Origin of the sequence: Helicobacter cetorum (genome assembly GCF_900198405.1) — a bacterium.
Lineage (GTDB): Bacteria > Campylobacterota > Campylobacteria > Campylobacterales > Helicobacteraceae > Helicobacter > Helicobacter cetorum_C.
Map to the genome: position 1 here is coordinate 1 of NZ_FZMR01000005.1, position 15,595 is coordinate 15,595.

Annotated in this window: 18 protein-coding genes; 14 read left to right on the forward strand and 4 right to left on the reverse strand. The window is 32.8% G+C overall.

Going from position 1 to position 15,595, the window contains the following annotated elements:
- The first annotated feature begins 1,103 nt into the window (after nt 1-1,103).
- The 14 genes from C6H25_RS02110 to C6H25_RS02165 all read left to right on the forward strand — a co-directional run bounded on the left by C6H25_RS02110 (nt 1,104) and on the right by C6H25_RS02165 (nt 12,349).
- Nucleotides 1,104-1,517, forward strand: a complete 414-nt coding sequence (locus C6H25_RS02110) for a hypothetical protein (protein WP_104747835.1) — start codon at nt 1,104-1,106, stop codon at nt 1,515-1,517.
- Nucleotides 1,518-1,541: 24 nt separating this feature from the next.
- Nucleotides 1,542-1,691 (forward strand): hypothetical protein, encoded by a 150-nt coding sequence (locus C6H25_RS08555; RefSeq protein ID WP_158653852.1) that lies wholly within the window; start codon nt 1,542-1,544, stop codon nt 1,689-1,691.
- Complete coding sequence (locus C6H25_RS02115) at nt 1,663-2,211, forward strand: hypothetical protein (RefSeq protein WP_104747836.1); 549 nt, start codon at nt 1,663-1,665, stop codon at nt 2,209-2,211. Before C6H25_RS08555 ends, C6H25_RS02115 begins: the two co-directional genes overlap by 29 nt.
- Entirely contained in the window at nt 2,202-2,468 is a 267-nt protein-coding gene (locus C6H25_RS02120) for a hypothetical protein (protein WP_104747837.1), read from the forward strand. The genes C6H25_RS02115 and C6H25_RS02120 overlap by 10 nt, the downstream gene beginning before the upstream one ends.
- 92 nt (nt 2,469-2,560) lie before the next feature.
- Nucleotides 2,561-2,710: a hypothetical protein gene (locus C6H25_RS08715; protein WP_199768913.1), complete on the forward strand. Its 150-nt coding sequence runs from the start codon at nt 2,561-2,563 to the stop codon at nt 2,708-2,710.
- Nucleotides 2,711-2,825: 115 nt separating this feature from the next.
- Nucleotides 2,826-4,328 (forward strand): anthranilate synthase component I, encoded by a 1,503-nt coding sequence (gene trpE, locus C6H25_RS02125; protein ID WP_104747838.1) that lies wholly within the window; start codon nt 2,826-2,828, stop codon nt 4,326-4,328.
- Nucleotides 4,325-4,912: an aminodeoxychorismate/anthranilate synthase component II gene (locus tag C6H25_RS02130; RefSeq protein ID WP_104747839.1), complete on the forward strand. Its 588-nt coding sequence runs from the start codon at nt 4,325-4,327 to the stop codon at nt 4,910-4,912. Before trpE ends, C6H25_RS02130 begins: the two co-directional genes overlap by 4 nt.
- Nucleotides 4,909-5,916 (forward strand): anthranilate phosphoribosyltransferase, encoded by a 1,008-nt coding sequence (gene trpD / locus C6H25_RS02135; protein ID WP_104747840.1) that lies wholly within the window; start codon nt 4,909-4,911, stop codon nt 5,914-5,916. Before C6H25_RS02130 ends, trpD begins: the two co-directional genes overlap by 4 nt.
- Complete coding sequence (gene trpCF, locus C6H25_RS02140; protein WP_104747841.1) at nt 5,909-7,264, forward strand: bifunctional indole-3-glycerol-phosphate synthase TrpC/phosphoribosylanthranilate isomerase TrpF; 1,356 nt, start codon at nt 5,909-5,911, stop codon at nt 7,262-7,264. Before trpD ends, trpCF begins: the two co-directional genes overlap by 8 nt.
- Before the next feature lies 1 nt (nt 7,265).
- Nucleotides 7,266-8,447, forward strand: coding sequence for a tryptophan synthase subunit beta (gene trpB, locus C6H25_RS02145; RefSeq protein WP_104747842.1), 1,182 nt, complete (start codon nt 7,266-7,268; stop codon nt 8,445-8,447).
- A complete protein-coding gene (gene trpA, locus C6H25_RS02150; protein WP_104747843.1) occupies nt 8,444-9,232 on the forward strand; it encodes a tryptophan synthase subunit alpha in 789 nt (262 codons plus the stop codon). The genes trpB and trpA overlap by 4 nt, the downstream gene beginning before the upstream one ends.
- Nucleotides 9,233-9,335: 103 nt before the next feature.
- Entirely contained in the window at nt 9,336-10,460 is a 1,125-nt protein-coding gene (locus C6H25_RS02155) for a DUF262 domain-containing protein (protein ID WP_158653853.1), read from the forward strand.
- Nucleotides 10,453-11,529 carry an AAA family ATPase gene (locus C6H25_RS02160; RefSeq protein ID WP_104747845.1) on the forward strand — a complete coding sequence of 359 codons (1,077 nt, stop codon included), beginning with the start codon at nt 10,453-10,455 and terminating at the stop codon, nt 11,527-11,529. Before C6H25_RS02155 ends, C6H25_RS02160 begins: the two co-directional genes overlap by 8 nt.
- A 7-nt stretch (nt 11,530-11,536) precedes the next feature.
- Entirely contained in the window at nt 11,537-12,349 is an 813-nt protein-coding gene (locus C6H25_RS02165) for a hypothetical protein (RefSeq protein WP_104747846.1), read from the forward strand.
- A 232-nt stretch (nt 12,350-12,581) separates the two neighbouring features.
- On the opposite strand, the gene C6H25_RS08935 is transcribed toward C6H25_RS02165, so the two are convergent.
- The 4 genes from C6H25_RS08935 to C6H25_RS02190 form a co-directional block, all read right to left on the reverse strand.
- Entirely contained in the window at nt 12,582-12,713 is a 132-nt protein-coding gene (locus C6H25_RS08935) for a hypothetical protein (protein ID WP_267891806.1), read from the reverse strand.
- Nucleotides 12,714-13,077: 364 nt separating this feature from the next.
- Complete coding sequence (locus C6H25_RS08795) at nt 13,078-13,227, reverse strand: IceA2 protein (protein WP_233707304.1); 150 nt, start codon at nt 13,225-13,227, stop codon at nt 13,078-13,080.
- A gap of 430 nt (nt 13,228-13,657) precedes the next feature.
- The gene (locus tag C6H25_RS02185) at nt 13,658-13,972 is read right to left on the reverse strand and encodes a hypothetical protein (protein WP_104747848.1); all 315 of its coding nucleotides are present in this window, start codon (nt 13,970-13,972) and stop codon (nt 13,658-13,660) included.
- Nucleotides 13,962-14,762, reverse strand: a complete 801-nt coding sequence (locus C6H25_RS02190) for a hypothetical protein (protein ID WP_158653854.1) — start codon at nt 14,760-14,762, stop codon at nt 13,962-13,964. The genes C6H25_RS02185 and C6H25_RS02190 overlap by 11 nt, the downstream gene beginning before the upstream one ends.
- Between the last annotated feature and the right edge of the window lie 833 nt (nt 14,763-15,595).

Below are 15,595 nucleotides of genomic sequence, written 5' to 3' on the forward strand. Positions count from 1 at the left end.
GTTTTTTTTGGAGGGACTTACAAAAACTCTTTTAAACTTTGTTTTTAATAAAATCTTAGTATTAAAGTGTCTTTTTTATTTGTATAAATATTATTTTATTGCAATAATTAACTACGATTTAAGGCAACTAAAATAGCTTACCCATAAAACAATGTTTTTAGCAGAGCTTTCTTTGGTTTCAAAAAAATCTAGTTCTCAAGCTTAGTTTTATTAGAATGTGGTGTAAAAAATCTGTTTTGTTTGTTTTGGTTTTTTAAAGTAAAAGATAAATTATAAGTTTAAAAGCCTCAAAAACAATGCGATGTTTTTATTTTTTTAAAAGATAAGTTAGACTTTTATATATGAGTTTTAGAAAAGCCTAAGCCCCTTAAATAAAGCAAGCAAAACAAAAATTAAGCCTTGTTTTTGTCTCAAAACAACCATTTTTAAAAAAGAACGCTCAAATTGTAATGATTTTTAGCTAATTTGATAATAAAAGCACCGCTTATTTTTTGCGCATCTATTCAAAGGCATTAAGCATTCTATAGAATAAAGCTATCTTACACTAATAGATACCAGAAAAAACCACGCTTTCATTTTTTTGAATTTTTAAGGCAATTTGCTTTTTTAAGTTTCGTTTTTTTATAGCTCATTTTATCTTGTTGCAAGCTCATTCTTAAAGATAAAAATATTTTGGTATCGCTCTTTGTTTTTTAAAAATGTGTTTAGCCCTTTTTAAAACGCTCGTTTGATTATACCTTATAACCAATTATAAAAATGCTTAAAAAGTTATCACTTTTATTTTCTTTGTCAAACTCTTTCATCTCTAGCTTTCAAGAAATGCTTATATTATCCGTTATTTCTAATACCTAATTATTAAATCTCAAAAAGGCTTATTTTGAGTAGTTGTTCCTAAGTTTTTATCTTGTAGAGTAAGGGGATGGTTGATTTTTGCATAAATTCCAATCGTTTTTTAACCTAGTTTAACCCCCCCACCTTTTTAAAGCCTTATACTCTCTATTAACCCCAAAATTTAGGCACTCTTTAAGCTAAGTCTAAGTCTAAGTCTAAGTCTACTATACTCAAAGCATTTGAGATAAAACTTAAATTTAAAAGGGGTGTTTGTGGATTTTTCAGAGAATAAAGATGACAAAATGAATGAGAAAAACATTTTAGAACCCATAGGTGCAATACGAGTCGACCAAATAAAAGATTATTTTAAGATTTGCGATAAAATCTTAAGCCAAAAAAATAATCCCAGCATCACAAATGCCTTATTAGAAAGAATGCACACGCTACATTTTTGTTCAAATAGAACACGAATTGATTTTATCCCCCAACACATACAATCTTACCTTATAGGCACCATGGAAAAATATCATTTTAAAGACTTTGGGGATTTTTCTTTTCATCAAAAATGTCCTAATTATAATAACTTAAAAGAGTGCGTAAAAGAATTAATGAATAATCCTTTAGTTGGAATGGGAGAAACTAAAATAGCTATCCTATCACTTTGTTGGCAAAACAAACCTTATTAAAATATTTCATAAAAGGAGCAAAATATGAAAACAAACTTATTAAAAGGATTAGGAGCATTAAGTTTAGCATTGGCAATGCCTTTATTTGGGGGTGCACCTATTGATGTGTCTATGAAAACAGAAAAGAAGTTTAGCAATATTACTAATGATTTTTTACCAACAATCTTATCTTAACATTCAATCTAATGTGGATAACATTATTATTCAAAATATTGAGCTTAATCGTGGGAATTGCAAAGATGAGATGTATGATGCAATTATGCAAAAGCTTGGCTATGAAGATAAATATGCGACCCTAAAAAATATGGAAAATGAAAGAGCTGAGATTTTGGAAGAGCTTAAAGATCAAGATAGTCTTGTATTGTTGCAAAAATACAATACTCTATTGGGATTAATAGAATATGATAAAAACGAGATTATAAAGGAACAGACCCTATATAATTTTCTCAGTCCCATTACTACCTATGAGGAACTCATTGATAAACTACAAGGTATAGCCAATTATCAAATAGGAGGAATAATAGAAAACGGACATCGCGAAATTATTCTAACTAATTTTTACCCTCATAGCAATCAGGAACGCGCAAATAAAAAACTCTATTCTTTAAAATTTTTTTACGGTACCTTGGACTATCTGTGGAAATATGGTAGGAATTTAGACCTATATAACTGCAAAGAAAAACCATGGTTTTAGATGCTTGCATGACCCTTTCCAATTACAATGAAATTTTTCAATACTACCTTAGTGATTATGTCAAAAGCATAGTGGGAGATGAATACTATAATAAACTTACAAGTAGCAAACAGTGGGACATGGCAAAAAAATGGGACACTAAAAGTATCGAATTTCAAGAATTCGCACAAAGTGTTCAAACCTCAGCAGAAAAGGTGAAGAAAGCCTATTTTCCAGAATTAAAAAAGCAATTAAGCTTAAATATTAAGAAATTGTAAAAGGAATTATCTACTTGGCAACAAAAATACGGAATATATCCCAACAAGAGAGATCAACAAAGCAAAAATAGCCTTCACAAAAACTCGCTCAATTGAATCAAAAAATCAAAGAAATGAAAGAACAAGGCAACACTATGGAAGTCCCCTTAAAATTTGGTCAGGTCTTTAAAACTAGAGCTTGTAGTAACCTTAAAGAAGCTAAAATTAAAACCAATAAAGGTACTTATACTTTTAGCTTTTAACCAAACTCCCTACAAGACAAAAAAGCTTACAAGCTCTTTTTGTTATTTTACTATTTACCTTAATTAATCTATTTTCTTGTAAAATACAAGCTTAAATCTTAATTTAAAGTAGCCTATGATTAGTCTAATAGAACAAATCCCCTATGTCCCTTACCCCCTAGCGCTTTATGAAAAATTAGAGCAGAATAACACGCTTTTATTTGAGAGTGCTGAGATTGAAAGCAAAGCACATACAAAGTCTTTATTGCTCGCTAAGGCGTGTTTAAAATGCGTGTGTGATTTTAATAAGGTAACAATTACTAGTTTAACAGAAAATGGCTATGCGTTTTTAAAAAAATTAAGCGCTTTTTTTAAAACCCCTATAAAAGATAATGTCTTAACTTTAATTTACACAAAAGACACAAGCCCTAAAGATGAATTTAATAAACTCTTTAGCCCTAGCCCTTTTGATGCTCTAAGGGGGCTTTTTAAAAGCATTAGCACCAAACACAAACACCCTTTTGCACTCTTTTGTGCCGGATTGTTTTCTTTTGAAATGCTGAATTTTTTTGAAGATTTGCCCAAGCTACAAACACAGGACAACACGGCGAATGACTTTATCTTCTATGTCGCCCAAAATCTAATCATCATAGACCATAAAGAAAAAACAACCGAGATTTTAGGGGCGTGTTTTGATGTGCTTTTTAAAACAGAAATACAAAAAGAGTTGCAAGATTTAAGAAGTCTATCTAGTAGTATCACGCAAGATTTTATGCCCAAAAAAGTTAAACAAAATACAGAAATTAGCACTAACTGCACAGACAATGCGTTTGAAAAAAAGGTGCTTTTTTTACAAGAAGAAATCAAAAAAGGCGAGATTTTCCAAGCGGTGCTATCACGCAATTTTTATATAGAATGTAAAGAGCCTTTAAGTGCGTATTATTATTTAAAGCTTGCTAATCCTAGTCCCTATATGTTCTATATAAAAGATAGCGATTTTATCCTTTTTGGGGCAAGTCCTGAGAGTGCTTTAAAATACAACGCTAGTAATAACCTAGCTGAGATTTATCCCATTGCAGGCACTCGTTTAAGGGGTAAGGATAAAAAGGGCAACATTGATTATGATTTAGACAGCAAAATGGAGTTTGATTTACAACATGACCTTAAAGAAAGGGCTGAACATATCATGCTAGTGGATTTAGCCAGAAATGATATGGCTAGAATTGCCAAAAAACGCTATTGCGATAAGCTCTTAAAAGTAGATAAATATTCTAATGTCATGCACTTAGTTTCAAGGGTTGTAGGGGAATTAAAGCAAAATTGTGATAGCTTGCATGCTTATAGAAGTTTTATGAACGCAGGCACTCTAAGTGGAGCACCTAAACTATCAGCCATAAAACTCATTTATCAATTAGAAAATCAAAGAAGAGGTTCTTATGGGGGGAGTGTGGGTTATTTAAATAACGAAGGCTCAATGGATTCTTGTATTACGATTCGTTCATGTTTTGTCAAGGACAATTTAGCCATTATTCAAGCGGGAGCTGGTATAGTGTTAGATAGCAATCCTAAAAGTGAAGCTGACGAAACCAAAGCTAAAGCTCAAGCACTAATTTTTGCCATTAGGAAAACAAGCTTATGAAAATCTTTTTTATAGATAATTTTGATTCTTTCTCTTATAATTTGGTGTATGAATTAGAGGGTTTAGATTATGAAGTGTTAGTGTATAGAAATGATATTGAGCCTAGTTATCTTATAAAGCTTATGGAGCAAGAACAAGAAACACCCCTTTTATTTATTTCACCAGGGCCTGGTAATCCTAGTAATTCGGGTAATCTTTTAGAAATCATAGAAATGGCTAAAAAGAAATTCCCAATTTTGGGGGTATGTTTAGGCTTACAAGCCCTAGCGCAAAGCTATGGGGCTAAGATTGTTAAAAGTTTTGAAATTATGCATGGCAAAGCAAGTGTAATCACGCTTAAAAAACACGAAGTTTTTAAGGGCTTAGGGGAGAATATGGTTGTGGGGCGTTATCATTCTTTAATGGCAAGTGATTTGCCTAAAAATTTAGAAGTGATTGCAGAGCATGAAAATATCCCTATGGCAATTATTGATGAAAAAGATAAAATTTTAGCTTATCAATTCCATCCTGAAAGCATCATGACTTTAAAAGGGAGTGTTTTATTAAAACAGAGCGTGGAGTTTTTAAGAGGGATACAAAAATGAAAGATATTTTGAATACCTTATACGACCAAAAAAATTTGAGTGATAAAAAAGCAGAAAGGCTATTCACGCTTATTATCAACGAAGAAGTCAGTCCAGCACAGCTTGGAGCGATACTATGCGCTTTAAAAATTAAGGGCGAAAGTTTTAATGAAATAAGCGTAGCCGCACAAACGCTTTTAAAACATACTCCAAAGCCCTTTGATAGCGACTTGGACTTAATAGACAATTGTGGCACAGGGGGCGATGGGCTAAAAACTATTAATATTAGCACCATAGCCGCACTCATTGCTAGCTCTATGGGACTACCTATGGCAAAACATGGCTCTAGGAGTGTGTCAAGCTATAGTGGGAGTGCGGACTTGTTAGAAAATTTAGGCGTGGGTATTGAAATGGATAACGCGCGCTTAAAAAACTGCTTAGAAAAAACTAATTTTGCTTTTTTATTCGCACCCTTATACCACCAAAGTTTTAGAAAATCTGCTCCTTTAAGAAAAGAACTCTTCACTAAAACGATATTTAATTGCTTAGGGCCACTCATTAACCCCTTAAGGCCAAAAATCCAGCTTTTAGGGGTGTATGATAAATCCTTATGTAAAAAAATGGCGCTATCTTTAAAGGCTTTAGGCGTTAAAAGGGCGATGGTGGTTAATGGTGGGGGGACTGACGAAATCGTGTTGCATGACATTACAAGCGTGTGCGAATTGAAAAATAATGAAATTTTAGAGTATTCTTTGAGTGCGAAAGATTTTAATCTGCCCCCTTATGATTTAAAAGAGTTGCAAATCAAAAGCGCGCAAGAAAGCGTAAGCGCGTGTTTAGAAATTTTACAAAATAAAGGCAAAGAGGCACATAGTGCCGTGGTTGTGGCAAATGTTGCGAGCTTATTGTATTTAAGTAACAAGGCTAAAGATTTAAAAGAGGGCGTTGCTATGACTTTAGAACATTTAAAAAGCCTTAAAGCCTATACGCATTTACAAAAAATTATAGAGTTAAGCCATGCCTAGCGTGTTAGAAAATATTATCAAAAACAAACGCCTAGAAGTCGCAACGCTTAAAAAAAACTATACTTTGACACTAAGCTTAAGTAATAGAGATTTCAAAAAGGCATTATTAGAAAAAAACACAGGCTTTATTTTAGAGTGTAAAAAAGCTTCGCCTTCTAAAGGGCTTATTAGAGAAGATTTTAATTTAAAAAAAATCGCCAAAACTTATGAAAAATTTGCGAGCTGTATTTCAGTTTTAGCCGATAGTCGCTATTTTTTAGGCTCGTATGAAAATATCCAAATCGTTTCACAAAATAGCACTAAACCCATTTTGTGTAAAGACTTTATCATAGATAGTTTTCAAATCAAGCTCGCTAGAATGATGGGCGCAGATGCCGTGCTTTTAATGTTGAGTGTGTTAGATGATAAAACCTATTTAAGGCTATTTAACTTAGCTAAGAGCCTTAATATGAGCGTGCTTAGCGAAGTGAGTAATGAAACAGAAATCAAGCGCCTTTTAAATTTAAAACACGACATTATAGGCATTAATAATAGGGACTTACACACACTAAAAACTAATCTTAATAACACTTTAAAACTACGCCCCCTTTTGCCTAAAAATGCTGTTGTGATTAGTGAATCTGGGATTAATACGCATTCACAAGTTAAAACTTTAGCGCCTTTTATCAATGGCTTTTTAGTGGGGAGTTCTTTAATGGCACAAAAAGATTTAAAAAAAGCGTGTGCTAAATTGATTTTAGGGGAGAATAAGGTTTGTGGGCTCACACGCATTAAAGACGCTAAGATGGTTTATAAAAACCATTTTATTTATGGGGGATTGATTTTTGAAAAATCTTCACCCAGATTTGTAAAGATTAAAAAAGCGCTAAAAATCACAAAAGCCGTTAAAAAACTAGATTTTGTAGGCGTATTTACTAGCCATAAAATTAAAAAGATTGTAAAAATCGCTAAAAAGTTGGATTTAAAAGCGGTGCAACTCCACGGCAAATACGCGCCTAACAAAATAAAGCGCTTAAAAGAATTACTGCCAAAAACTTGTGCTATTTGGCAAGTTATAAGCATAAAAAGCTCTAAAGATTTAACGCCTAAATGTGAGAGCGCAAAATTAATTTTATACGACACTAAAGGCGATAAGTTTGGAGGTAATGGCGTGAGTTTTAACTGGGGTATTTTAAAAGATGTTAAAGAGCCTTTTATTTTAGCTGGTGGGCTTAATTTAGATAACACTAAAAAGGCTTTAAAAATTAATGCCTTAGGCTTAGATTTTAATTCGGGGCTAGAGAGTGCCCCTGGTGCTAAAGATAAGGATAAAATTAAAAAATTAGCTAAACTTTTAAGAGAGTATTAAAATGGATAAAAAAGCGTATTTTGGGGAGTTTGGGGGGTGTTTTGTTTCAGAGTTGTTAGTCCCTGCACTTAAAGAATTAGAAGAGGCTTTTTATGCGAGTTTAAAAGATAAGGCGTTTAAAGAAGAATATAACACCCTTTTAAAAGACTTTGTAGGCCGCCCAAGCCCTTTAACTTTGTGTAAAAATATTGTAACTAACCCTAAGGTTAAACTTTATTTAAAACGAGAGGATTTAATCCATGGCGGGGCGCATAAAACTAATCAAGCCTTAGGGCAAGCCCTTTTAGCTAAAAAAATGGGTAAAACACGCATTATCGCAGAAACGGGTGCTGGACAGCATGGCGTAGCCACAGCTATTGCATGCGCGTTATTGCAATTAGAGTGTGTGATTTATATGGGGGCTAAAGACATAGAAAGGCAAGAGCCAAATGTATTTAGAATGCGTTTATTAGGGGCAAAAATCATTAGTGTAACGCAAGGCTCAGCTACACTTAAAGACGCCGTTAATGAAGCTTTAAGAGACTATGCAAGTAGCTATAAAAACACGCATTATTTGCTAGGCACAGCTGCTGGACCACACCCCTACCCTACAATGGTTAAAACTTTTCAAAAAATGATAGGTGATGAGGTTAAAAAACAAATTTTAGAAAAAGAAAATCGCTTGCCAGATTTTGTTATAGCGTGTGTGGGAGGGGGGTCTAATGCTATAGGGATATTTAATGCGTTTTTAGAAGATAAAGAAGTTAAACTCATAGGCGTAGAGCCAGCAGGCTTAGGGTTAGAGACAACTAAGCACGGCGCGACTTTAAATAGTGGGAGTGTGGGGATATTACATGGCAATAAAACCTATCTTTTACAAGATAAAGAAGGTCAAATACTAGAAAGCCATAGCATTAGTGCAGGGCTAGATTATCCAGGTGTGGGACCAGAACATAGCTATTTAAAAGATAGTAAGCGTGCCACCTATGAGAGTGCCACCGATAACGAAGCTTTAGAAGCGTTTAGTTTGTTGTGTCAAAAAGAAGGTATTATTCCAGCATTAGAAAGCTCGCACGCCTTAGCATATGCCTTAAAACTTGCTAAAAAATGTGATAAAGAGAGCATTATTGTAGTGAATTTAAGTGGTAGGGGGGATAAGGACTTAAACACCGTTGCTAACGCCCTAAAAAGGGAGACTAAATGAGATACTCACAAGTTTTTAAAACATTAGAGCAAGAAAATAAACCCGCTTTTATTCCTTTTGTAACCTTAGGCGACCCTAATTATGAATGGAGTTTTGAGATTATCAAAACACTCATTGATAGTGGTGTGAGTGCCTTAGAACTAGGCTTTGGCTTTTCTGACCCTGTGGCTGATGGAGCCATAATACAAGCGAGTAATTTAAGGGCATTAAAGCACGCCAAAATGAACAAAAACTTTAAACTTCTCAAAGAGATTAGAGAGTATAACACTCATATTCCTATCGGGCTTTTAGTGTATGCGAATTTAATTGTGGCTTTTGGAATAGAAAAATTTTATGCCACAGCTAAAGAATGTGGTGTGGATAGCATCTTAATAGCAGATATGCCTTTAATAGAAAAAGAATTAGTGGAAAAACACGCTAAAAAACACGAAATCAAACAAGTTTTTATCGCTAGCCCTAACGCAAATCTTAAAGACTTAGAACAAATCGCTAATAATTCGCAAGGCTACATCTACACCTTAGCTAGAAGTGGGGTTACTGGTGCAAGCAATACGCTAGAAAATGATGCCAATAACATTATCAAAACCTTAAAATCCCTTTGTGCTACCCCATGCCTATTAGGCTTTGGCATTTCTAAAAAAGAGCATGTGAAAAATGCTAGAAATATGGGAGCAAGTGGCGTGATTTGTGGCTCAGCATTAGTGAAAATTATAGAAGAGAATTTGAGTAACAAAAACGCTATGTTAGAAAAAATTAAGGGGTTTGTAGAAGAGATGATGGGGTAGAGTTAAGGGTTAATTTTAAATGAAAAACTAGCGGTATTTTAACTTTCTGTCTAAATTAAGTGCTATAATTAGCCATTAAGTTCCTATGAATAGAGAGAGTGTGATGTTAGACAACAAAGAAACACCAAAAGAAGAAAAAGATAAAGAATTAGAGGGAGAAGACAAGAACGATTATACCGATTACTCTAATTCAAAAGCAAATATTAAACAAGAGCAATATAGTATTCGCGATCTAAAAACATACTATGACGAAGAAACACAAAAAGAATATAAAGACAGATTATTGCGCCTTGACCCAGAATTTCAACGAGGTGGGGATATTTGGGAACTTGACCAAAAGTCACAACTTATTGAATCTGTATTAATGGGTATTCCTATTCCCATTTTTTATTTTTTTGAAAATGAATATGGTCAACAAGATGTAATAGATGGTCGCCAACGCTTAGGAACTTTCTTTGCTTTTATGGATAATGAGTTTGAGCTCGTTGAACTAAACATTCTAAAGGATTTAAATAATAAAAAATTTCAGGATTTAGAACCTATTTTGCGAACCAAGATTCAAAGATATCAGCTGCTTGTCTATGTTATACAACCTCCAACACCGCCTAGAATTAAATACGATATTTTTGATAGAGTGAATCGTGGAGGCACGCAACTAAGTGGTCAAGAAATTCGTAATGCCTTGTATCAAGGAGAAAGCACAAAACTTCTCGATTTATTAGCAAATGATAAAAACTTTAAGAACGCGTTAGGCTCTTTTAATAACAAAAGAATGAAAGATAAAAATATGATTTTAAGATTTTTAGGATTTTATTTGCTCTACAACGACAAAATGGAATATGAATATAGAAGCGATATGGATGAATTTCTAGTCGAGGTTATGAAATACCTAAATAGGCAAAATGATAGCGTACTTAATAGCTTAAAAGAAATGTTTCGCATAACTATGAAAAATGTTTATGCAATTTTAGGTAATAGTGCATTTAGGTTTAATTCTAAAGAAAGGATTCGCCCTATTAATGTTTCCTTATTTGAAGCCATAAGTTATCTATTTACTTTACTGAATGAAAAAATGCTACAACAAAAAAACTTGAAAGAAAAGATAGAACGATTAAAAGAGAACATGGATAAAACAGGTTATTTTAAAAGTGGCACAAGTGGTTATGCTAGTGTTAGTTACCGCTTTAATGAAGTTTTAAAATTTAAAAAGAGCTTAGAAAATGATTAAAACTATTAAATTAAGCAACTATAAAAGCCTTAATGATGAAACACTAGATTTAAAAAATTTAACGATTCTAACAGGACTCAATTCAAGCGGAAAGTCTAGTGTTATTCAAGCAATTTTGGTCTTAGTGAACTACCATAAACCACATGTTTTGTTAGAAGAAATTATCAAGCCCTATAAAGAATTTGAATCCATTAGAAATGAATTCAATAACGCAGAATTGGTTTTTTTAGAATTAAAATCCGATGAAGAACAGCATATTGCACTAAAACTACTTTATAATAAGGAACCTGAAAAAATTGATAATTTACAAAGCAATCTTTGCTCTTTTGAAGAAAATCTATTTTATATATCTGCCAATAGAATAGGATCTCAAGAGATAGCTATGATGAATAGGACTCATAAATTTGGTGTGAATGGAGAATTTGTGTTTAGCTATTTTGAGCAACACAAAAATGAATTTATTGACAAAAATTTAATTAAAGAAGAAGCAGGTAACAACAACCTAAGTAACCAGATAACATTTTGGTTAAAATATATTTTAGATATTGAATTAAAGATTATCACTTCATTAATTAATGCGTCTATTGTTGCTATAAAATATACCACTGATGATTTAGATAGCATTTCGCCTTTAAATATGGGGGCTGGCAATTCTTATGTGGCTAGATTAGTGATTATGGGGTTAGCTTGCAAACCAAATAACACGCTAATCATTGAAAACCCAGAAATTCACTTACACCCTAAAGCTCAAAGTAAGTTGGCAGATTTTTTTAGTTTTTTAGCCCATAAGGGTGTGCAAGTAATTTTGGAAACACATTCAGAGCATTTAATCAATAAGGTTCGTTACAATATCTATAATACAGAACTAAAGAAAGATAAGTGCATTGCAGAATTAAATAAAGACGAGGCAATCATTTATTACAAAGAAGATTTGCGAAAAGATTTTAAGACTCTTTATATTAATGAAGATGGGCGTTTCGCTAATCGTGATGGCGAGGAAGTGCCTTTTCCCAAGGGTTTCTTTGATTCTACATTAAAAGAACTAATGATGATTAGAAATCACATATAGGATTTTCATGTCGGCGTATTCCCTTGTCTTAGATAATGATTTACTGAAAGAATTTCATGCCTTTCGGTTTGGTAAAACTTTCAATAAGAAAACTATCGCCAGACTTTTGGAATTTTATAAATCTCATCATTTGATGGATATTAACCAACTTAAACGCACTAATTTGCTAGGGTTTTATGAAGAAATGGATCCTGCCTTAATTAGTCAATCATTAAGCTCACCTGAAATCCCCCTAGAAGAATTAGCACAAAGCACAACCTACAAAATCATCCTGTCCACAGAACAAAATTGCAAATTTCCTAAAATCAATATTTTTGACACAAAATTAGAATGTAACTTTTCAAGCACTTGTTATAGAAATATGTCTAGAACAATGGCTCACAATCATATTAAGGCCTTATGTAAAATGGCAACAAAAATTTTTATTTATGATGCCAAGCTTGCTAAAATCCTAAATCAAAACCAACAAGATAAATCAAAGCATGCAGAAAATCAAAAATGTTTTAAAGATGAAGTCAAAAAATTTTTTGAACTTATGCCCCAAAAAGAATTGACTTTTTATTTTAGGGGCAATCCCAAAAAAGAAAATAATCTTGCCCATATAGCACAAAAGGAAGTGGGAAATATTTGTAAGAAATGGAAATTTCAAGTGAATAGCGAATCTTATCAAACTTATCATGACCTGCACGACCGCTACCTACTTATTGATGATAAAATAGAAGTTATTTTAACTAGTGGCTTTGACAATCTTTTTAATGAACAAAAAGATTTCACCTATATAGTGCGACACCTAACCAGTAGCCGATTTCCAAGTTTTTAATGATTTCATAATGAATTTCTAGTATAAAATCTCTATAACTCTTTAGTGCAAAACTATTTCTTCACCTTTTTCTTTTAAATTTGCACACACTTTTTCATACCAATTTAAAATGATTTGTGAAGTCTCTGCACTAGGGTCTACACATTTATTAAAAGTGCCTCTGCCTTGTGGAATGGTTGTGCCATTATTAACCCAGTCTAAAACCCTAACCGGTCTTCTATAAATAAGCCAATCATACTCTATTTAGACGATAAACAATGGGCGTCTTTACTAATATCATACGCCCATTAATCACTTGTGCTAAAGCAACAAGGTTTTGCCCCACCTTAACAGCTCCCACATGATTGACTTTCACTTCATTCAAAAACTTAGCGATTTGGTTGTTATCATGCTCCCAACCGCCTAAACCAAATAAAGCTATTTTTTAAAATCTTTATTGTATCTTCAACCACAGTGACTTTAGCCACAACGATATATTCACTATATTCCATTACATAAGAGAGTTTTGGCACAACAGAAAATCACTTCAAAACCTTTCTTGTGGAGCATCCGACATAATACACTAAGATAAACCCTAGTCACACCATCAGAACCGAGGCGTTCGCATGTTGACTCTGATGCAAATTCTTCGTCTGTTTCCTCAGTAGGAATGAGGCTTGCCAAAGTCATATTATAAATACCGCGTATGTCAATCTCATATACATAAGTTTCTATTGCCATTGCCCCTACTACCTAATAAATTCTCGTATGATGTCCATTTCATATTCTTCTACCTTGCCCCTTGATATACTTACAGCCACTACACCACCTGAAGCTTGCACATTGATAGCATCTCTAGCGTAAGTTCTTTTATAATGACCATTTTCATACTCTTCCACCTTTCCATGTCTATTAACGGCAACAAGAATACGCCCATCAGTATCTGCAGCTACAATATTGTTTCCATAAGTTCTTTTACGATGACCGTTTTCGTTCTTCTATTTTTTCATTAACTACCTTTAACCACAAGTGCCATATAAATCTCCTAAAAATAAATTTTGATATACCCAAATACCTAACTATCAACCTAGCCCATAGCCCAACCTAACAGAGATGCCTTTAGGTGTTTTACCCTAGAATTATTAAAAATATCTTAGAACGACACAGAATCTGTAAAAATTATTTCATTCAAAGTCTTACCTTAAATTATAGTCTAAGATTATAAAAATACTCCTTGAAACATCAAACAGTATTATCAATACATATATAAAACATGCAAAGATAAGAGTTTCTATCAAAAACACTACAGATATATAAGATTTTATTATCTCAGAATATCGCACAATTAAAAATACAACAGATAAAAACAATGAGAGTTATTTGTTCTTTCAAAGACAACAGCATCTGTTTCTTAGCATTTTCAAAAGCCTCTTTTTGATTAATTTTGTCTAAAATATCCCTTAATCTAGTAGTTATAATACCTAGTGTTGCAGCATTGATTGACATTAGCACTATCAGCAAAGTAATCAAATTCTGTTTCAAAAAACACATAAAATAATCAGATTTTAATACATATTGCAATGCTACAATTGCAAATCCGAATACAATAGATATCGTTCCATTTTTTAGAATATTATTGCTCATTGTCAATTCCTGCTATCTTAGATAAGATTTTTTCACTTAAATCCTTGGCATTACCCTTAAGTTCCGCTTCGTCTATTTCAACTGACTTTATGCAACCAGATGTCTTTATTCTTTTTCTAAATCCTTGAATCTTTATAAGTATATCCCCACCACCTTGACTAGCATAATCTACAATTCCCTTAATTTCCTCATTATCTTTGTTGATATGGAGATTTGCGTTAGCTCCAGCAGCTATTTCCAATGAAGTCTCAGTCGTATTGGTACTCTTTGCTAAATTCTTCAGGTCTTCACTTAATCCACCTAAAATATTTGCCATATTTGGAGTAATCAATCTAAATTTAATATTTTGTATCTGTTTATCAGGGTCTTCAACAATGCTCCAAAACTCTTGTTTGTCAAAAATTGATTGAATATGAATTTCTAAATTCTTGTCTGCTAACAATTGGTTGACCGAACCTGCTATGATTTTCACTACAAAATCAGTTTTTACAAAGGCTTTCTTCTTATCTTGCACAAAAAGAATCTGTTGCTCCTTATTATTTAGAAAACCAACATAAATGGATGGGTATGTATCATACAATTCTTTCTGAAAATACTCATTCTCTACTTCTGCAATTTTCTTTGGTGCAAAACGAAAAAGAAGCAAATCATTTTTCTCACACTCAAAACCCCCTATGAGCGAAGTTTTTTGGCTTTTCCATTCTTTAACCTGCTTCAATGCCTGATGGAATAGGATATTTTTGCGTTCAAGCAATGTCTCAATATTGCCTATCTTTTCTGAGTCGTCCATGTCCTCAAATAAATTGCCTTGAAAATATCTATTTTTTGGCAAAATTTGATAACGATATAAATTAAAATTTATAATCACAACACACCCCTTTCTATATTATATATCATAAAAATGATATATTATTTTATGATTATAATACTACTACACATGTTTCAATAGCACCCTGGATTTCAAAATAATAACATAAAGTCATCCATTACATAGAAAAAACATAGCAACACCAACAAAAACACGATTTATAGAGATACCCTAGAGTCATACGACAGATTGACAGAAACTAAAACTTTAGTTCCATTATTATTGCAGTTTTAATACCACAAAAGAGTTTGCAACAGGTTCTCAAATAACCCCACCAATAATGCAAGGCATATAAAATAAATTTGACAATCATAAGAGAGACAGCTCCTTTTTTTATCAGAGTATAAATTTAGATCTAATATATACAAGGGCATTTGTCTAAAACAATTAAAATCGGTTAAGAAAAAAGCTCTTGTTAAGTTAAACCTTCCCTCATAAGTGACTCAAAGGATTACCCCCTTTTTTTTGCTAAACACCCCTTTATGAACCTCAAATGCATCTCAAAACTTGCCTAAAAACACAGTGATCTAAAAAAGATAATACTCAAAAATATCACTCCTTTGAGCTTTTAATTCTCTTACAAGCCTCCTTATGTCCTAAATCACAAGTTTTTGACAAAGCATTTGAGACTGTTTTTCACTCTTGGCATATATGTCTTGACTGCATATATCTCCAAGGTAAAAATAAGCTTCTTTACAACCAAATCAAATCACTCAATACATAGGTAAACAATAAAACAAAACGAACATCAAAAA

What these genes read in the sequence shown, in the direction of transcription:
- trpE (WP_104747838.1), top strand. Translation starts at nt 2,826, where the DNA reads ATGATTAGTCTAATAGAACAAATCCCCTATGTCCCTTACCCCCTAGCG.
- C6H25_RS02130 (WP_104747839.1), top strand. Translation starts at nt 4,325, where the DNA reads ATGAAAATCTTTTTTATAGATAATTTTGATTCTTTCTCTTATAATTTG.
- trpB (WP_104747842.1), top strand. Translation starts at nt 7,266, where the DNA reads ATGGATAAAAAAGCGTATTTTGGGGAGTTTGGGGGGTGTTTTGTTTCA.
- C6H25_RS02190 (WP_158653854.1), bottom strand. Translation starts at nt 14,762, where the DNA reads ATGGACGACTCAGAAAAGATAGGCAATATTGAGACATTGCTTGAACGC.
- C6H25_RS02160 (WP_104747845.1), top strand. Translation starts at nt 10,453, where the DNA reads ATGATTAAAACTATTAAATTAAGCAACTATAAAAGCCTTAATGATGAA.
- C6H25_RS02185 (WP_104747848.1), bottom strand. Translation starts at nt 13,972, where the DNA reads ATGAGCAATAATATTCTAAAAAATGGAACGATATCTATTGTATTCGGA.
- C6H25_RS02165 (WP_104747846.1), top strand. Translation starts at nt 11,537, where the DNA reads ATGTCGGCGTATTCCCTTGTCTTAGATAATGATTTACTGAAAGAATTT.
- trpA (WP_104747843.1), top strand. Translation starts at nt 8,444, where the DNA reads ATGAGATACTCACAAGTTTTTAAAACATTAGAGCAAGAAAATAAACCC.
- C6H25_RS08555 (WP_158653852.1), top strand. Translation starts at nt 1,542, where the DNA reads ATGAAAACAAACTTATTAAAAGGATTAGGAGCATTAAGTTTAGCATTG.
- C6H25_RS02115 (WP_104747836.1), top strand. Translation starts at nt 1,663, where the DNA reads ATGATTTTTTACCAACAATCTTATCTTAACATTCAATCTAATGTGGAT.
- trpCF (WP_104747841.1), top strand. Translation starts at nt 5,909, where the DNA reads ATGCCTAGCGTGTTAGAAAATATTATCAAAAACAAACGCCTAGAAGTC.
- C6H25_RS02120 (WP_104747837.1), top strand. Translation starts at nt 2,202, where the DNA reads ATGGTTTTAGATGCTTGCATGACCCTTTCCAATTACAATGAAATTTTT.
- trpD (WP_104747840.1), top strand. Translation starts at nt 4,909, where the DNA reads ATGAAAGATATTTTGAATACCTTATACGACCAAAAAAATTTGAGTGAT.
- C6H25_RS02155 (WP_158653853.1), top strand. Translation starts at nt 9,336, where the DNA reads ATGTTAGACAACAAAGAAACACCAAAAGAAGAAAAAGATAAAGAATTA.